Genomic DNA, 16,282 nt, shown 5'->3' on the forward strand with positions numbered 1-16,282 from the left:
CCGTGTCCGTGGGCACGTGACCGTCTAGGGGCGGCCCGCCGTGACCTCGGCGGGCTTCGGGTCCGGGCTCTCGCCGTCCGGGCGGATCCCGCGCATCCGCCCGTACGCGTACACGCAGCCCGCGAGCGCCAGGTCGGAGAGGAGCATGAAGCCGATCGAGTACGAGCCCTTCGCGCTGTAGATCGCGCCCATCACCAGCGGCGGCACGAACCCGCCGAGGCCGCCCATCGCGCCGACGATGCCGGTCACACTGCCCACCTGGGCCTGCGGGGTGACCTGGGAGACCAGGGCGAAGACCGAGCCGCTCGCCGTGCCGAGTCCGGCCGCCATGACGAGCAGGGCGATCGTGCCGCCGGGGTTCAGCGGCGGGTCGAAGGCCTGGACGATCGCGAACAGGGCGGCCGTGCCGAGCGCGGCGGCCGTCACGAGCGCCGGATGGATCCGGTCCGAGAGCCAGCCGCCGATCGGCCGGAAGACGACCGTGACCAGGGCGAACCCGGCGGCCTTGGTGCCCGCGTCCGTAGGGTCGAGCTCGTACCAGGTCTTGAGGTACGTCGGCAGGTAGACCCCGAACGCGACGATGCCGCCGAACCCGATCGCGTACAGCGCCGACAGCTCCCACGTCACCCGCAGTCGGCCCGCCGAGCGGAGCCGCGACGCGAGGGAGGCGGTCGGCACCGGACGGTCGGGGCGGTCGCTGATGAGGAACGCGGCGAGCACCGCGTACGCGGCGAGGGCGAGCGCGACCACCACGAACGGCAGGTTCTCGCCGTGCTTGGCGATCCGGGGCGTGAAGTAGCCGGACAGCGCGACACCGCCCATGCCCATGCCGAACACCCCGAGCGCCAGACCGCGCTTCGCGGGCGGGAACCAGGAGTTGACCAGGGGGATGCCGATGGCGAACGTCGTGCCGCCGAGACCGAGGAGGAAGCCGACGACCAGCATCAGGCCGTAACTGTCCTTGACCACGATCAGGAGCAGTACGGGGACGATCGTCAGCGCCGAGACCAGCGGGAACATCCGCTTCGCCCCGTACCGGTCGGTCAGGGCTCCCGCCGGGACACGGCCGAGCGAGCCGACCAGGACGGGCACGGCGACGAGGAACGACTGCTGGAACGAGCTGAGGTCGAGCCGGTCGCCGTACCAGCTCGCGAGCGGTGCGATCAGGTTCCACGCCCAGAAGGTGAGCGTGAAGCCGATGGTGGCCATCACCAGGTTGCGGTAGGCCGCCGCTGTCGGGGCCGTGGTCTCGGTGGTCACCCCTCCAGTCAAGATCCGGGGGAGGGGCTCGGCGCGCCCAGCTGCTCCGTACGGGGGAGGGGACCGCACCGCCCTACGGCCACGTCACCGTCGTCGGCGGGTCGCCGTCGTCCTCGACGCGCAGCCGGGCGCCGCCGCCCTCCCCGGCCGACACCTCGACGGTGATCGCGCCGACCCCGGCCCGTCGGTGCGCCGCCGCGAGCGCCCCGCGCAGGACGGCGAGGAGCTTGTCCGCCGTCTCCTCGTCGACGAGCGTGTCGACCGCGCCCGAGAAGTGCACGGACGGCTGGAAGCCCAGCAGGGCCGCCGCACCGCCGGTCTCGCGCAGCACCCGCCCGCGGAAGGAGGTCGGCGCGTCCGCCGGCGGCTGCTGGAGGGCGAAGATGGTCGTCCGGACCTCCTGGATCGTCGAGTCCAGTTCGTCCACGGCCCGGCCGAGCAGCTCGTTCTCGTCGGAGGAGCCGGCGGCCCGCCGCCGCGTCGACTCCAGCATCATCTCCGTGGCGAACAGCCGCTGCACCACCAGGTCGTGCAGGTCCCGCGCGATCCGGTCGCGGTCCTCGAAGACCGCGAGGCGCTCCCGGTCGTGCCGTGCGTCCGCGAGCACCAGGGCGAGTGCCGCCTGCGAGGCGAACTGCGAGGCGAGCAGCCGGTCCACGGCCGAGTAGGGCGCGCCGCCCCGCCGCCGGGGCAGGGCGAGGGTGCCGATGAGCTTCCCCCCGCTCTGCAGCGGCAGCATCATCGAGGGGCCGAAGCGGGACCGCACATGGGTGGTCATCCGGGGGTCGGTCGCCGAGTCCTCGACGAACACCGGCTCTCCGCCCAGGAGCTGGACCAGGACGGGGGAGCCGGGCGCGATCGTCGTGCCGACCAGGTCCCCCGGGTCGTCCGTGGTGGAGGCGGCGACGATCTCCATCCCGCCCTCCTGGGTGGGCTGGAGGACGACACCGGCCGAGGCGTCGGCGAGGATGCGGGCCTGCTCGGCGACGGTCGTCAGGGCGTTCTCGGCGGGGGCGCCGGTGAGCAGGGCCGTGGTCACCGCGGCCGCGCCCTCGATCCAGCGCTCCCGCTGCCGGGCGGTCTCGTACAGCCGGGCGTTGCCGATGGCGATCCCCGCCTGGGAGGCCAGGACCCGCAGCAGGGCGTGGTCCTCCTCGGTGAAGCCGCCCCCGCGCTTCTCGGTGAGGCGGAGATGGCCGAAGACCTGGGTGTGGACCCGGATCGGGACGCCGAGGAAGGTGCGTGTCCCGGGGTGGCCCGTGGGCACGCCGGGGGAGCGTGGGCCGGCCGTCGGGTCGTCGCGCCGGAGCGGCCCCGGGTCCTGGGCGAGGAGGTCGAGCAGTCCGCCGCGGCCGTCGGGGAGCCGGCCGATCCGCTGGCGCTCCTCCTCCGTCATGCCGGAGGTGAAGAGTTCGGTGAGGCGGTGGCGCTCGGGGTCGACGACCCCGAGCGCCCCGTGGCGGGCTCCGGTCAGCTCGGTGGCGGAGTCCACGATGTGCTGGAGGGTGGTGCGGAGTTCGAGGTCCGTGCCGACGCTGAGGACCGCTTCGAGCAGCATGGGCAGGCGGGGTGTCTCGGCGCCGTCCTCGGTCTCCGCGTCCGCACCCTTGTCCATGATCGTCATGGTCTCATTGTCGTACGAAACATCCCGTTTGGGGTGTTCAGTCCTCGTCGTCGGCGAGCGGGTCCCGCTCCGACAGCGGGTCGAGGACCATCGGCTGCACCTTGCCCTCCAGCATCGCGCCGAGGCCCAGGACCGCGCACACGTCCGGCCGTTCGGCGATGTGCACCGGCATCCCGGTCGCCTCGCGCAGCATCTGGTCCAGGCCCGGCAGCAGGGCGCTGCCGCCGACCATCATGATCCCGCGGTCCGCGAGGTCGGCCACCAGGTCCGGCGGACAGTCCCGCAGCACCTTCCCGATGCCGTCGAGGACCGCCGTCAGCGGGGTGTGGATGGCGTCCCGTACGGCGGCCGTGTCGACGGTCACCGAACGGGCCAGGCCCGTGGCGACGTCACGGCCGTGGATCTCCGTCCAGGCGGGTCCCTGCGTCGTCAGCCCGTTGCCGCTGAGGGCGAGTTGCAGCGGGCGCACCGACTGGCTCGGCAGCATCAGCTCGTGGTGGTGGCGCAGGTGCTGGATGACGGCGTGGTCGATGGCGTCGCCGCCGACCGGCATCCGCTCCGCCGTGACGATCGCGCCGAGCGAGAGCACCGCGACCTGCGTGGTCGCCGCCCCGCACACCAGGATCATCGTCGCGGTCGGCTGCTCGACGGGAAGCCCGCACCCCACGGCCGCCGCGATCAGGGTGTCGACCAGCTCGACCCGGCGCGCCCCGAGACCGACGAGGGTCTCCACGGCGGCGCGCTGCGCCAGCGGATCGCTGTCGTGCGGGGTGCAGGCCGCCGCGCGCAGCCGGGGCTTGCGGCGCAGCTGCCGGCGCAGCTTCTCGCCGAGGAGGTGACGGAGCATCCGCTGCGCCATCTCGATGTCGACGACGGTGCCGCCCGAGACCGGGCGCACGACCCGGATGTAGTCGGGGGTGCGGCCGGTCATCTTCTCGGCGAGGGCGCCGACGGCGATCAGCGCTCCCGTACGGGTGTTGACGGCGGCGACGCTCGGCTCGTCGACGACGAGTCCGGCGCCCTTGACGTAGACCCGGGTGCGGGCGGCACCCAGGTCGACGGCGACATGGCAACGACGCAGTTGCTCAAGGCTGACGGTCACGGCGGATCCTCCGGAGTGCGGTGCTGGCACGGGCGAGGCGGGTCGCGATGCGCGGTCCTGTTCGCATCGTCCGGCCGTCCGCGGCGCGGCGCGCGCTGGGCTGCGCCGCCCGGGGCTGGGCCTGCCCCGGGGTGCGGGCGGTATTGGAGGCCGTACTCCGTGTGAGGAGGGGGCCGGAGGCGATCCTTCCCGAAGCGGGAGAATCACGGCGCACCGCCGACGACCTGCGGTTTCCACACAGGATCCTCACTTCCGCGCCTACCTGACGCCGCACCGGGCCGCATAGCCTGCGGGCCCCATGGACTACTGCCACGCGTGCCGGCGGCATCTCAACGGGGCCCTCGCCTGTGCCGGGTGCGGGACTCCCGTCGAGGAACTGCGGTACGAGACCCCCCACATACCGGTCCACACCCCGGACCGCAGCCACGGCGGGCCGACCCGGCCCGCGCCCTACGAGACGCCGCACCAGCACGCGATGTACGGCGGGCAGACCGGGTCCGCGGTCTACGGTGCCCCGAACGGCCCCGCGGCCTACGGTGCGCCGAACGGGCCGGCGGTCTACGGTGCCCCGAACGGCCCCGCGGCCTACGGTGCGCCGAACGGGCCGGCGGTCTACGAGACGCCGGACCAGCACGCGGTCTACGGTGCGCCCACCGGCCCCGCGGTCTACGGCGATCCGATGCGCCCCGCGATCTACGAATCGCCCCTGACGCCGGACGTGCCGGTGACGCCCGACGCGCCGGAGGACCACGACGAGTCCGACCGGCCCGCGCCCGAGCACGTCTACGAGCTGGACGTCCTGGAACCGCCGCGCCCGGCTCCCGGCGGGCGCCGGGCCGCCCGTGGCGCCGCGCAGGACCGTGCCGCCGCGCGGGGCCGTTCCGCCGCGCGGCGGGGGAGGGGCGCGCGCCGGGGCCGCACGGTCCTGGTGGGAACGGTGGGACTGGTCCTCGCGGCCGGGACGCTGACCCTGGCGAAGCTCGCCCTGGAGGATCCGCCGCAGGACGGCGCCGCCACGGCCGTCGAGGAGCTGGAGGTCACCGAGACCCCGATGTCTCCGCCTCCCGTGGAGGCCTCCGAGACGCCGGAGGGGACGAGCCCGTCCCCGGCGACGGACGCGCCGAGCTCCGTCGCGGCACGCCCCCGCCAGGTGAGCTCGGGCTCAGGCTCGGGATCCGGTACGGGCTCGGGCACGGGATCCGGTACGGGTACGGGCTCGGGGACCGGTACCGGCCACGGGAGCGGCGGCGCACCGACTGTCCGCCCGACCTCGCCCTCCGGCACGCCCACCGCGACCCCGTCCGCGCCGGCGGGCGGCGCGACGCCGAGCGAGTCGGGGACGCCCGGCGGTCCCGTACCGTCGACCACCGGCCCCACGCCGAGTCAGAGCCCGACGCCCACCCCGGAGCCGACGTGCACCCGCTTCCTCTGGTGGTGCGTGTAGCGCGGGGCCGGCCTCAGGCCACGTCCTCGCCCAGCATCCGCTTCAGCAGGTCCCGGAGCAGGGTCCGCTCGGTCTCGGTCAGTTCGCCGAGCGGCTCGCGCGCGAAGTCGAGGGACTCGCGGAGCCGGCGGGCGGTGTCCCGGCCCTCGTCGGTGGGGACGGCCAGCTTGATCCGCCGGTCGTCCGGGTCGGGCCGGCGCTCGACCAGGCCGCGGGCCTCCAGGCGGTCGACGATTCCGGTGATGTTGGAGGGCTCGCACTTCAGCTTCTGGGCGATGCGGCGCATCGGCAGCGGATCGAGCGAGAGCAGGCCGAGGACCCGGGCCTGGGCGCCGGTCAGCGCGTGCTGCGCGGCCGCCTGCTCGTACTCCTCGTAGTAGCGCGCCACGACCGTGCCGATCAGCTCGACGACTTCGAGGGTCAGGGGGTCCGTGCGTGAGGTGGCCATGGGGATCAGTCTACCCAGATACTTGACAACATGAAATATCCAGGCGCATGGTTGTTTGAGGTAGTGAACCTTTTGTGATCTCAAGCTTTTCTGGAGGCCGTGCTCATGTCCGTTCTTCCCGCGTCCAGCCGTGAGTGGCACCTCGTCGCCCGTCCGCACGGCTGGCCCGTGCCGGCCGACTTCGCCCTGCGCGAGACCCCGGTCACCGAGCCGGCCGAGGGCCGCATCCTCGTGCGCAACCTGCACTTCTCCGTCGACCCGTACATGCGCGGCCGGATGAACGACGTGAAGTCGTACATCCCGCCCTTCCAGCTCGACCACCCCATGGACGGCGGCGCGGTCGGCGAGGTCGTCGCCTCCAACGCCGAGGGCTTCGCCGTCGGCGACCACGTCCTGCACGGCCTCGGCTGGCGCGAGTACGCCGACGTCCCGGCCAAGGGCGCCACCAAGGTCGACCCGGCGCTCGCCCCCCTCTCCGCCTACCTCGGCGTGCTCGGCATGACCGGCCTCACGGCCTACGCCGGCCTCTTCGAGGTCGCCTCCTTCAAGGAGGGCGACGCCGTCTTCGTTTCCGGCGCGGCCGGCGCCGTCGGCAGCCAGGTCGGCCAGATGGCGAAGCTCAAGGGCGCCTCCCGGGTCATCGGCTCCGCCGGCTCCGACGAGAAGGTCAAGTTCCTCGTCGAGGAGCTCGGCTTCGACGCCGCCTTCAACTACAAGAACGGCCCGGTCAAGGACCAGCTCCGCGAGGCCGCCCCGGACGGCATCGACGTCTACTTCGACAACGTCGGCGGGGACCACCTCGAAGCCGCGATCTCCTCGCTCAACGTGCACGGCCGCGCCACCATCTGCGGCATGATCGCCCAGTACAACGACACCGAGCCGGTCCCGGGCCCGCGCAACATGGCGATGATCATCGGCAAGCGGCTGCGGCTCCAGGGCGTCCTCGTCGGCGACCACTACGGCCTGCAGAACCAGTTCGTCCAGGAGGTCGGCGGCTGGCTCGCCTCGGGCGAGCTGAAGCACCGCGAGACCTTCGTCGAGGGCATCGAGAACGGCGTGGACGCCTTCCTCGGCCTGCTGCGCGGCGACAACACCGGAAAGATGATCGTCTCGGCGACCCGCTAGTCTTCCCTCAGCCGTCGCGATCGTGGGCGCGAGTCGTCGGCGGAGTGAAGAAGGAAGACATCAGCATGTCCATCCAGCAGTCCGAGGTTCTCTACACCGCCGTCGCCACCGCCGAGAACGGCCGTGACGGCCGGGTCGCCACCGACGACGGTCAGCTCGACGTCGTCGTGAACCCGCCCAAGGCGATGGGCGGCTCCGGCGCGGGCACCAACCCCGAGCAGCTCTTCGCGGCCGGCTACAGCGCCTGCTTCCAGGGCGCGCTCGGCGTCGTCGCCCGCAACGAGAACGCCGACGTCTCCGGCTCGACGGTCACCGCCGAGGTCGGCATCGGCAAGAACGACGACGGCTTCGGCATCATCGTCAAGATCTCGGCGACCATCCCGAACGTGGACGCCGAGACCGCCAAGAGCCTGATCGAGAAGGCCCACCAGGTCTGCCCGTACTCCAAGGCGACCCGCGGCAACATCACGGTCGAGCTCGCCGTCTGAGTCACGGACGCGCACACTGTGCGAGGACCGCACCCCGACCGACCGGGGTGCGGTCCTCGCCGCGTACGGAGGGCTGCGGCATCATGTCCGTGTCCTGCGGACGGGGGGAGCCAGTGTGTCGAACAACCGGTCGGAACAGGGCGATCACGAGCTGATCGGCGGGCGGTACCGCCTCGGCGAGCGGCTCGGCCAGGGCGGCATGGGCGTCGTCCGGCGGGCCACCGACGAGCTGCTCGGACGCCAGGTCGCCGTCAAGACGCTCGCGCTCGACTCCGGCGCCGACCCGGCGGGCGCCCTGCGGGAGGCCAGGGTCGTCGCCCAGGTCCGCCACCCGCACGTCATCGTCGTCCACGACGTCGTCGAGCACCAGGGACAGCCCGCCCTGGTGATGGAGCTCGTCGACGGCGGCTCGCTCGCCGACCGGCTGGCCGCCGGCGAGGTCCTGTCCCCGCGCGAGACCGCGCGGCTCGGGCTCGACATGCTCGACGCGCTGTCCGCCGCCCACGCCCGCGACGTCCTGCACCGGGACGTGAAGCCCGCCAACGTCCTCCTGGAGAAGGGCACCGGCCGGGCCGTACTGACCGACTTCGGCATCGCCAGCCTCCCCGGCGCGACGACGCTCAGCCGCACCGGGGTCTTCATCGGCACGCCGGAGTACACGGCGCCGGAGCGCATGCGGGGCGACGACGCGGGACCCGCCTCCGACCTGTGGTCGCTCGGCGCGCTGCTCTGCGCGGCGGCGACGGGCGCCTCGCCGTTCCGCCGGGACTCGATCGGCGCGGTCCTGCACGCGATCGTGTACGAGGAGATCCGGCCGTCCGCACGGATGGGACCGCTCGTCCCCGTCGTCCAGGGCCTCCTCGAACGCGACCCGGCCCGCCGCCTGGGCGCCGCCGAGGCCCGCCGTCTGCTCGCCGCGTGCGCGGCCGAACCCCGGACGGCGCCGGACCTCCACCCGCCGACCGCGCAGGACACCATCCCGGAGCCCCAGCACCACCCCGCCGGCCCCGGCAGCCCCGCCGCTCCCGGCAGCCCCGCCGCTCCTGGCAGTCCCTTCGCTTCCGGCAGCCCCGCCGGGACGGCCGGCCCCGATGGCCCCGCCCACCCCGGCGACCACCCCGCCGGCCCCTCCCGCCGCGGCGACCACCCCGCCGGCCCCGCCCACCCCGGCGACCACCCCGCCGGCCCCGCCCACCCCGGCGACCACCCCGCCGGCCCCGCCCACCCCGGCGACCACCCCGCCGGCCCCTCCCGCCGCGGCGGGCTCGCGCTGCCGTTCGTCGTCGCGGCCGTCGCCGCCTCCGTCGCGGCGGTGACCGTGGCCGTGTTGCTCGCCGGTCGCGACGAGCCGCCCGCGGGGGCGGGGGCCTCGCCCACCGGTCCGCGGAGCTCCTCCGCGGCACCCGCGCCCGCGCCCGCCCCCGTACCCGCCGGATACACCGCCGTCCAGGACGAGCGCGGCTTCACCCTCGCCGTGCCCGCCGGGGCGCGCCGCTCCACCGACGGCGAGCGGGTCTTCTACACGACGGGGGACGGGGGCGTCTGGGTCGGGATCAGGATCCGGGCCATCCCGGCCGGCGGGGCGATCGGGGCGATGCGTACCGCCGACGCGGCCGGCCCGAGGACCAACAAGGGCTACCGCGACGCCCTGGTCGAGGAGACGAGGCACAAGGGGCTGCCCGCCGCCCGCTGGGAGTTCACCTGGGACGGCTTCACCGGTGCCGAGGGCCCCCGGCACACCGTCGACCTCTGCTGGGAGCAGGCCGGGACCCTGTACGACCTGTGGGCCTCGGCCCCCGTCGGCCGCGCCGACGAGGCCCGCCGGCACTTCGCCACGGCCCTCGACTCCTTCCGTACGACCGGCGGCTGACCTGCACCGGCGCCCCCCGGAGGCACCGATAGGGTGGCTCCCATGCGTGATCTCGGGGCGGGTTTCAGGTACTTGTTGCAGGGCCAGAAGTGGGTCGGGCGGCACGGGCGGTGGTTCGGCTTCGGGCTGCTGCCCGGGCTCGTGACGTTCGTCCTCTACGTGGGCGCGCTCGTCGGCCTCGGCTACGGCGCCGACGACCTGGCCGCGTGGGCGACGCCGTTCGCCGACGACTGGGGCTCGCCCTGGCAGGGTGTCCTCCGCTCCACCCTGACGGCGCTCGTCTTCGTCTTCGGGCTCTTCCTCGCGGTGATCACCTTCACCGCCGTCACCCTCCTCGTCGGCCAGCCCTTCTACGAGTCGCTCTCCGAGGAGGTCGACCGCAGCGAGGGCGGCGAGGTCCCCGAGTCGGGCCTGCCGCTCTGGCGGGAGCTGTGGATCTCGGCCCGTGACAGCCTGCGGATCCTGCTGCGGGTCGCGCTCTACGGAATCCTGCTCTTCGCCTGCGGGTTCATCCCGGTCGTCGGCCAGACCGTCGTCCCCGCCATCGGCTTCTGCGTCTCCGGCTTCTTCCTCACCGAGGAGCTGACGGCCGTCGCGCTCCAGCGCCGGGGCGTCGAGCTCAAGGAGCGGCTGCGGCTGCTCCGCGGGCGCCGGATGGCCGCCCTGGGCTTCGGCGTTCCGCTGACGCTCGCCTTCCTGGTGCCGTTCGTCGCCGTCCTCCTCATGCCGGGAGCGGTCGCCGGAGCCACCCTGATGGCCCGTGACCTGCGCGGTGAGACGTCCGGCGACGAGGACTCCGACGAGAACGATCAAGAAGGCGGCAACCTTCCTTCCTCCGGTGGCGACCAGGGGGTGCATCACCTCCCCCACTGAAGAAGGAACACATGACGTCCCACAAGCGGAAGACGGGCCGCCGCCGCGCGGTCATCGGCGGTCTCAGTGCCCTCGGCATCACCGGCGCGGCCGTCGTCACCAGCTCCCTGCTCGCCCCGGCCGGCGCGGCGGGCGCCGTGTCGGCCTGGCCGGCGGCGAAGGGCAGCAGGCCGGTCGCCACGACCATCGAGGTCTCCGGCACGTACGACGGAAAGCTGAAGCGCTTCCACGGCACCGGCGAGCTGGGCTCGGACGGCCAGGACGAGAGCCAGAAGCCGGTGTTCGTCCTCAAGGACGGCGCCGTCCTCAAGAACGTCATCATCGGCACCCCGGCCGCCGACGGCGTCCACTGCCTCGGCAGCTGCACCCTGCAGAACGTCTGGTGGGAGAACGTCGGCGAGGACGCCGCCACCTTCAAGGGCACCTCGGCCTCGTCGGTGTACGCGGTCCACGGCGGCGGCGCGAAGAGCGCCTCCGACAAGGTCTTCCAGTTCAACGGCGCGGGCAAGCTGGTCGTGACCAGGTTCCAGGTCGCCGACTTCGGCAAGCTCGTCCGCTCCTGCGGCAACTGCAGGAAGCAGTACGCGCGCACGATCCTGGTCAACGACGTCGACGTCACCGCCCCCGGCAAGTCGATCGTCGGCGTCAACGCCAACTACGGCGACACCGCGACCCTGCGGAACATCCGGATCCACGGCGACGCGAAGAAGAAGATCAAGCCGTGCACCCGCTTCACCGGCAACAACACCGGCAAGGAGCCCACGGAGATCGGCACCGGCCCGGACGGCACCACCTGCCGCTACGCGGCCGGGGACCTCTCGTACGACTGATCCGGGAGGAGCACCCGGTTCTCGGGCCGTCTCAGACCCGCAGGACCGGGTGCAGTTCCGGTCGCGCGTCCCACCAGGCCCGGTGGAAGGCGTTGTTGTCGACGTTCGCCAGATAGGCGCGGGCCGCCGCCCCGTACAGCAGCTCCGCCTGCGGGGCGGAGACCGCCGCCCGGTTCCAGGCGAGCCGGATCCGCCCCGTCACCGGGTCGCCCTCCAGGGGGCGCAGGACCGTGCCCTCCGCCGCCGGGGCCGTCGGCTGGCTCATCGAGATCGCCCGGCCCGCCGCGATCAGGTCGTAGTGCATCTTGCGGTCGGCGACGCGGTGCCGCAGCGAGGGCGTGAACCCGGCCTTCTCGCAGGCCGCGACGAGCGCCTCGGGGCCGCCGTCGTCGTCCTCCACCAGCGTCATCCAGGACTCGCCCGCGAGCTCGGCGAGCGCGATCCGCTCCCGGCCCGCCAGCCGGTGCGCCGCCGAGAGCCGCACGCAGAAAGGCTCCTTGGGGACGATGGTGCGGGCGCTGATCCCCTCGGGCAGCGGCACCTCGTGGTCGTTGACCTCCCCGTACAGCACGGCGTCGTACCGGCCCGCGCCCAGCTGCCGGGTCAGCGTCGTCGCCGAGTGCTCCACGGTGACGGCGATCTCCTGCCCCGCCATGACCTCCTCCAGCTCCCCGAGGAGCCGGTCGACGAGGACGAGCAGGATGCAGCCGAGCCGCAGCGGGGTGTGCGGGGCGACGGCCCGCGCCCCGGCGGCCAGCGCGTCCATCTCGCCGAGCACGAGCCGCGCCTTGGAGAGCACGAACTCGCCCAGCGGGGTGGGCTCCACGCCGTGCCGGCCGCGCAGGAAGAGCTCCCCGCCCGCGACCCGCTCGATGCGGCGGAGCTGCGCGGAGAGGGCCGGCTGCGAGACCCCGAGCCGCCCGGCCGCCCGGCCCAGACTGCCCGCTTCGGCTATCCGGCAGACGGCCTCTAGATGCCTCAACTCCAGCTGCATTTCAGCAGCGTACGCAGCGGCGCACGGGCGCACCATAACCCGCGTCTTATGCCGCGTGAGATGTCCCGAACTGGCCATGTCCACGCCCATACTCGGCGCGACGATCCGTCTCCCCCACCCTTGAACGGAGCACGACGTTGCACCCGACCAGACTCACGGCGGCCGTGGCCGCCCTGGCGCTCTCGGCGAGCCTCGCGACCGCCCTCGTCGGACCGGCGACCGCGGCGACCCCGCAGGCCCAGCCCGTACCCCCGGGCCACGGCAAGGCGCTCGCCCTCGCCGCCGCCGACAAGGCCGCGAGCAGCGGTCTCGACGAGCTGCGGCACGGCGCCGACGAGGACCTCGTCCGGACGTCCGTCACCCCCTGGGCGAACGGCCTGTACTACGCCTCGTACGAGCGCACCTACCGCGGCCTCCCGGTCGTCGGCGGCGACGCGGTCGTCGTCTCCGACAGCTCCGGCAAGGTCCGCGAGGTCACCGGCGCCCCGGCCCCCGCGATCAGGCTCTCCACGAAGGCGAAGGTGACGGCCGACGCGGCCCTCGCCACCGCCCGGAAGCAGCTGGCCTCGGTCGAGAGCGCGAGCGCCCCCGAGCTGACCGTGCTCCTGAAGGGCGGCAAGGCCGTCCTGACCTGGCACACCCTGGTCGTCGGGCGGACCGCGCAGGACGCGCCCAGCTCGCTCGACACCTTCGTCGACGCGCGCACCGGGTCCGTCGCCCGCGCCACCGACAAGATCCTGCACGCCGACGGCCGCGGCTACCACAACGGCAACGTCACCATCGACACCGCCGCGACCTCGATGACCGACCCCACCCGCTCCGGCTTCAAGTGCGGCGGCCAGAACGGCAGCGCCTACACGGGCTCCTCGCCGTGGGGCAACGGCACCGCCAACGATCTGGTGACCGCCTGCGTCGACATCATGTACGCGGCGCAGAAGGAACACTCCATGCTCAAGGAGTGGTTCGGCTACAACGGCCAGAACGGGCAGGGCGGCATGGTCCCGGCCCGCGCCGGACTCGGCGAGGTCAACGCGTACTACGACGGTACGAAGACCACGTACGGCCGCAACCAGAACGGCACCATGCAGCTCACCGGCATCGACGTCGTGGCGCACGAGTACGGCCACGAGATCTTCGACCGGACGCCGGGCAGCTCGGGCTCGTCCAACGAGAACGGCGGCATGAACGAGTCGACGGGCGACATCTTCGGCGCGCTCACCGAGCACTACGCCAACAACCCGAACGACACCCCGGACTACACGGTCGGCGAGAAGCTGAACTTCCTCGGCGACAACAAGCCGATCCGCTACATGTACAACCCCTCGCTCGCCGACAACGCCCCCAACTGCTACCCGCAGTTGACCTCCGGCACCGAGGTGCACGCGGCGGCCGGCCCGCAGAACCACTGGTTCTACCTGCTCGCCGAGGGCTCCAACCCGGGCGGCGGCAAGCCGAGCAGCCCGATATGTTCCGGCGGGCCCTCCTCGGTGACCGGCATCGGCATCCAGAAGGCCGGCAAGATCTTCATGGGAGCCCTGCTCATGAAGACCTCCTCCTGGAACCACCCCGCCGCCCGCAGGGCGACCCTGACCAGCGCCAAGAACACCTACGGCAGCGCCGAGTGCAACGCCGTGAAGGCGGCCTGGAACGCGGTCGGCGTGCCCGCCCAGTCCGGTGAGACCGACTGCGGCGGCACCACCACCCCGGACTTCTCGCTCGCCCTGAACCCGTCCTCGGGCTCGGTGCAGCCGGGTGCCTCCGTCACCTCCACGGTGAACACCTCCACCACCGGCGGCAGCGCGCAGACCGTGCAGCTCTCCGCGAGCGGCGCCCCGAGCGGGGTCACCGTCTCCTTCAGCCCCGCCTCGGTGACCTCGGGCTCCTCGTCCACGATGACCGTCCAGGTCGCCGCGGGCACCGCGAACGGCACGTACCCGATCACCGTCACCGGTACGGGCTCCGCCACGCACACGGTCACCTACCAGCTGTCGGTCGGCAGCACGACGCCGCCCACCGGCTGCGGCACCACCGAGTACACCTACCAGGGCACCCTGGCCGACGGTCAGGCCGAGGCCCAGCCCGACGGTTCGTACTACTACTCGGCGACCTCCGGCACCCACGTGGGCTGTCTGCGCGGTCCGGCCGGCACCGACTTCGACCTGTACCTGCAGAAGTGGAACGGGTCGGCCTGGGCGGACGTGGCCGTCGGCGGCACGGCGGGCGCCGACGAGGACACCAGCTACTACGGCACGGCGGGCTACTACCGCTACGTGGTCCACGCGTACAGCGGCTCCGGCGCGTACACGCTGGGCCTGAGCGCCCCGTAACGGGGGCGGGGTGACGTCGCGGACCGGGGGTTCCGCGACGGCCTCCCCGGAGGGCCGGACGGTCGTATGTCCCACGACCGCCCGGCCCTTCACCGTCCCGGCGCTTCACCGTCCCGGCCCCTGGCCGTCCGGCGCTTCACCGTCCCGGCCCCTGGCCGTCCGGCGCTTCACCGTCCCGGCCCCTGGCCGTCCGGCGCTTCACCGGTCGGCCCTTCCTCCGCGTTCAGCCCACCTCGGCGAGGACGAACCCCGGCTCCTCGGAACCGGCGTCCGCGATCCGCCCGCCGTCCGGACCCCAGGCCCCGGCCAGGCCGCAGCCCACCCCGTCCTCGTTGGGCCCCAGGACGTTGCCGAGCACCACGTAAAGACCGAAGTCCCGGGCCCGCGCCGGATACACCTTCTCGAAGGAGTCGTTGTCGGCGCCGAGCACCGAACTGGCCAGGTACACCGCGCAGTTGTCGGCGGCGGCCCGCTCGGCGAGCTCGGGGAAGCGGTTGTCGTAGCAGGTGGCCAGGGCGAAGCGGACCCCGTCGAGCGCGAACCGCCCGTCGGCGGAGCCCGGTTCGAAGACCTCGGCCTCGACCCCGTACAGGTGCTGCTTGTCGTAGCGCGCGAGGAGCGAGCCGTCGGGACCGATCACGAGCGTGGTGATCCCGATGCCCGAGCCGCCCGAGCCGCCCGAACCACCCGTCCGCACCGGCCCGTTGACCACGGCCGCCGCGCCGGCGGCCCGGCAGGCCTCCCGCACGGGGTCGAGGCGGGGGTCGTCCTCGGCGAGGGCGAGACCGGGCGTGTCCCGGATCAGGGACGGCTCGTACCCGGTGAGCGAGAGCTCGGAGAAGACCACGACCCGGGCCTCCTCCGCCCCGGCCGCCCCGACGAGGCCGGCGATCGTACGGACGTTGGCGTCGATGTCCCCGGCGACCGGGGCGAACTGGGTGGCTGCGACGATCATGACCGCCATCCTCTCGCGCCGGCCTGTAAGGGTCAATAAGGGGTTGAGTCTGTTAGCTGCCGGGCCGTCTCGCGCAGGACGGCGAGGAAGGCGTTCGCCGCGACCGTGGGGGCCGGCGGGGTGGCCGCGCAGATCCGGCGGTACGGGACGTCCTCCGGGTGGATCGTGACGAGCACGACGTCCGGGCGGACCGAGGCCGCCGCCAGCGCCGGCACCAGCGTGACGCCCAGGCCCGCCGCGACCGCGCCGAGCTTGGCGATCCAGTCATGGACAAGGAGACCGGTGCGCGGGCGGAACCCGGCCGCCACCGCCGGGCGGAACAGGGTGTCCTCCAGGCGCTCGTTGCCGACGATCCACTCCTCGTCCGCGAGCTCGGCGAGCCGCACGGCCCGCCGCCCCGCGTGCGCGTGCCCCCGTGCGAGCGCCACCAGCATCGGCTCGTCCAGCAGGTGGTGCAGGGTCACCCCCGGCGGCGGGGGAGTGCCCTGCGGCGGGCTGACCACCGCGAGGTCCTCCTCCCCGGCGGCCACCAGGCGCAGGTGCTTCACGGAGGGCCCTTCGAGACGGCTGACCGTCACCCCCGGGTGCCGCTCCCGGAACGCGGCCTGGGCGCCCGGCACCAGGGCGGCCGTGGCGCTGGAGAAGGAGCCGAGCCGCAGCAGTCCGCCGTCCAGGGAACGCAGGGCCTCCAGCTCGGCCCGGGCGGTGGCCAGTCTGTCCCGGACCGCCTCCGCGTGCGGAACGAGGACCCGGCCCGCCTCGCTCAGCCGCACCCCGCGCGGCAGCCGCTCGAAGAGCTCGGCGCCGACCTCGTCCTCCAGGGTCTGGACCTGGCGCGAGACCGCGGACTGCGTGTAGCCGAGGAGCTGGGCGGCGGCGGTGAAGGAACCCGCGCGGGCGACGGCGAGGAACACCTCGTGCAAGCCATGAGAACGGGGCATG

General features: G+C 73.5%; 14 protein-coding genes. 7 read left to right on the forward strand and 7 right to left on the reverse strand.

The features are described 5' to 3' along the window. Positions 1-24 precede the first annotated feature (24 nt). From ACF07V_RS08590 to ACF07V_RS08600, 3 genes are all read right to left on the reverse strand, one after another. Positions 25-1,209, reverse strand: a complete 1,185-nt coding sequence (locus ACF07V_RS08590) for an MFS transporter (protein ID WP_392153409.1) — start codon at positions 1,207-1,209, stop codon at positions 25-27. A 124-nt stretch (positions 1,210-1,333) separates the two neighbouring features. Beyond that, complete coding sequence (locus ACF07V_RS08595) at positions 1,334-2,884, reverse strand: GAF domain-containing protein (protein ID WP_392152445.1); 1,551 nt, start codon at positions 2,882-2,884, stop codon at positions 1,334-1,336. A 37-nt stretch (positions 2,885-2,921) separates the two neighbouring features. Beyond that, positions 2,922-3,986: a rod shape-determining protein gene (locus ACF07V_RS08600; protein WP_392152447.1), complete on the reverse strand. Its 1,065-nt coding sequence runs from the start codon at positions 3,984-3,986 to the stop codon at positions 2,922-2,924. A gap of 298 nt (positions 3,987-4,284) precedes the next feature. Here ACF07V_RS08600 and ACF07V_RS08605 point away from each other — a divergent pair, with 298 nt between their 5' ends. Continuing rightward, positions 4,285-5,430 (forward strand): hypothetical protein, encoded by a 1,146-nt coding sequence (locus ACF07V_RS08605; RefSeq protein WP_392152448.1) that lies wholly within the window; start codon positions 4,285-4,287, stop codon positions 5,428-5,430. Between the two features lie 13 nt (positions 5,431-5,443). Here ACF07V_RS08605 and ACF07V_RS08610 read toward each other — a convergent pair whose 3' ends face one another. After that, complete coding sequence (locus ACF07V_RS08610) at positions 5,444-5,878, reverse strand: MarR family winged helix-turn-helix transcriptional regulator (protein WP_392152450.1); 435 nt, start codon at positions 5,876-5,878, stop codon at positions 5,444-5,446. A 105-nt stretch (positions 5,879-5,983) separates the two neighbouring features. Between ACF07V_RS08610 and ACF07V_RS08615 the strand changes: the two genes are divergently transcribed. The 5 genes from ACF07V_RS08615 to ACF07V_RS08635 all read left to right on the forward strand — a co-directional run bounded on the left by ACF07V_RS08615 (position 5,984) and on the right by ACF07V_RS08635 (position 11,064). Next, positions 5,984-7,003: an NADP-dependent oxidoreductase gene (locus ACF07V_RS08615; protein ID WP_392152452.1), complete on the forward strand. Its 1,020-nt coding sequence runs from the start codon at positions 5,984-5,986 to the stop codon at positions 7,001-7,003. Positions 7,004-7,068: 65 nt separating this feature from the next. Then, on the forward strand, positions 7,069-7,491 hold the full coding sequence (locus tag ACF07V_RS08620; protein WP_392152454.1) for an organic hydroperoxide resistance protein: 423 nt from the start codon (positions 7,069-7,071) through the stop codon (positions 7,489-7,491). A 115-nt stretch (positions 7,492-7,606) separates the two neighbouring features. After that, on the forward strand, positions 7,607-9,361 hold the full coding sequence (locus ACF07V_RS08625; RefSeq protein ID WP_392152456.1) for a serine/threonine-protein kinase: 1,755 nt from the start codon (positions 7,607-7,609) through the stop codon (positions 9,359-9,361). 42 nt (positions 9,362-9,403) lie between these two features. After that, on the forward strand, positions 9,404-10,234 hold the full coding sequence (locus ACF07V_RS08630; RefSeq protein WP_392152458.1) for an EI24 domain-containing protein: 831 nt from the start codon (positions 9,404-9,406) through the stop codon (positions 10,232-10,234). 11 nt (positions 10,235-10,245) lie between these two features. Then, positions 10,246-11,064 carry a pectate lyase gene (locus tag ACF07V_RS08635; RefSeq protein WP_392152460.1) on the forward strand — a complete coding sequence of 273 codons (819 nt, stop codon included), beginning with the start codon at positions 10,246-10,248 and terminating at the stop codon, positions 11,062-11,064. Positions 11,065-11,095: 31 nt separating this feature from the next. Here the strand turns inward: ACF07V_RS08635 and ACF07V_RS08640 are convergent, their stop codons facing one another. After that, a complete protein-coding gene (locus ACF07V_RS08640) occupies positions 11,096-12,058 on the reverse strand; it encodes a LysR family transcriptional regulator (RefSeq protein WP_392152462.1) in 963 nt (320 codons plus the stop codon). Between the two features lie 137 nt (positions 12,059-12,195). Here ACF07V_RS08640 and ACF07V_RS08645 point away from each other — a divergent pair, with 137 nt between their 5' ends. Continuing rightward, on the forward strand, positions 12,196-14,385 hold the full coding sequence (locus ACF07V_RS08645; protein ID WP_392152463.1) for a M4 family metallopeptidase: 2,190 nt from the start codon (positions 12,196-12,198) through the stop codon (positions 14,383-14,385). A gap of 223 nt (positions 14,386-14,608) precedes the next feature. Here ACF07V_RS08645 and ACF07V_RS08650 read toward each other — a convergent pair whose 3' ends face one another. Continuing rightward, on the reverse strand, positions 14,609-15,340 hold the full coding sequence (locus ACF07V_RS08650) for a carbon-nitrogen hydrolase family protein (protein WP_392152465.1): 732 nt from the start codon (positions 15,338-15,340) through the stop codon (positions 14,609-14,611). A 32-nt stretch (positions 15,341-15,372) separates the two neighbouring features. Then, positions 15,373-16,281 carry a LysR family transcriptional regulator gene (locus ACF07V_RS08655; RefSeq protein ID WP_392152466.1) on the reverse strand — a complete coding sequence of 303 codons (909 nt, stop codon included), beginning with the start codon at positions 16,279-16,281 and terminating at the stop codon, positions 15,373-15,375. Between the last annotated feature and the right edge of the window lies 1 nt (position 16,282).

Source organism: Streptomyces sp. NPDC015661, from assembly GCF_043077765.1.
In the GTDB taxonomy this organism is placed as follows: domain Bacteria; phylum Actinomycetota; class Actinomycetes; order Streptomycetales; family Streptomycetaceae; genus Streptomyces.

Excerpts from the sequence above, each read along its gene's own strand:
- ACF07V_RS08590 (WP_392153409.1), bottom strand. The coding sequence starts at position 1,209 with ATGGCCACCATCGGCTTCACGCTCACCTTCTGGGCGTGGAACCTGATC.
- ACF07V_RS08605 (WP_392152448.1), top strand. The coding sequence starts at position 4,285 with ATGGACTACTGCCACGCGTGCCGGCGGCATCTCAACGGGGCCCTCGCC.
- ACF07V_RS08630 (WP_392152458.1), top strand. The coding sequence starts at position 9,404 with ATGCGTGATCTCGGGGCGGGTTTCAGGTACTTGTTGCAGGGCCAGAAG.
- ACF07V_RS08595 (WP_392152445.1), bottom strand. The coding sequence starts at position 2,884 with ATGACGATCATGGACAAGGGTGCGGACGCGGAGACCGAGGACGGCGCC.
- ACF07V_RS08635 (WP_392152460.1), top strand. The coding sequence starts at position 10,246 with ATGACGTCCCACAAGCGGAAGACGGGCCGCCGCCGCGCGGTCATCGGC.
- ACF07V_RS08655 (WP_392152466.1), bottom strand. The coding sequence starts at position 16,281 with ATGCCCCGTTCTCATGGCTTGCACGAGGTGTTCCTCGCCGTCGCCCGC.
- ACF07V_RS08640 (WP_392152462.1), bottom strand. The coding sequence starts at position 12,058 with ATGCAGCTGGAGTTGAGGCATCTAGAGGCCGTCTGCCGGATAGCCGAA.
- ACF07V_RS08615 (WP_392152452.1), top strand. The coding sequence starts at position 5,984 with ATGTCCGTTCTTCCCGCGTCCAGCCGTGAGTGGCACCTCGTCGCCCGT.
- ACF07V_RS08620 (WP_392152454.1), top strand. The coding sequence starts at position 7,069 with ATGTCCATCCAGCAGTCCGAGGTTCTCTACACCGCCGTCGCCACCGCC.
- ACF07V_RS08610 (WP_392152450.1), bottom strand. The coding sequence starts at position 5,878 with ATGGCCACCTCACGCACGGACCCCCTGACCCTCGAAGTCGTCGAGCTG.
- ACF07V_RS08650 (WP_392152465.1), bottom strand. The coding sequence starts at position 15,340 with ATGATCGTCGCAGCCACCCAGTTCGCCCCGGTCGCCGGGGACATCGAC.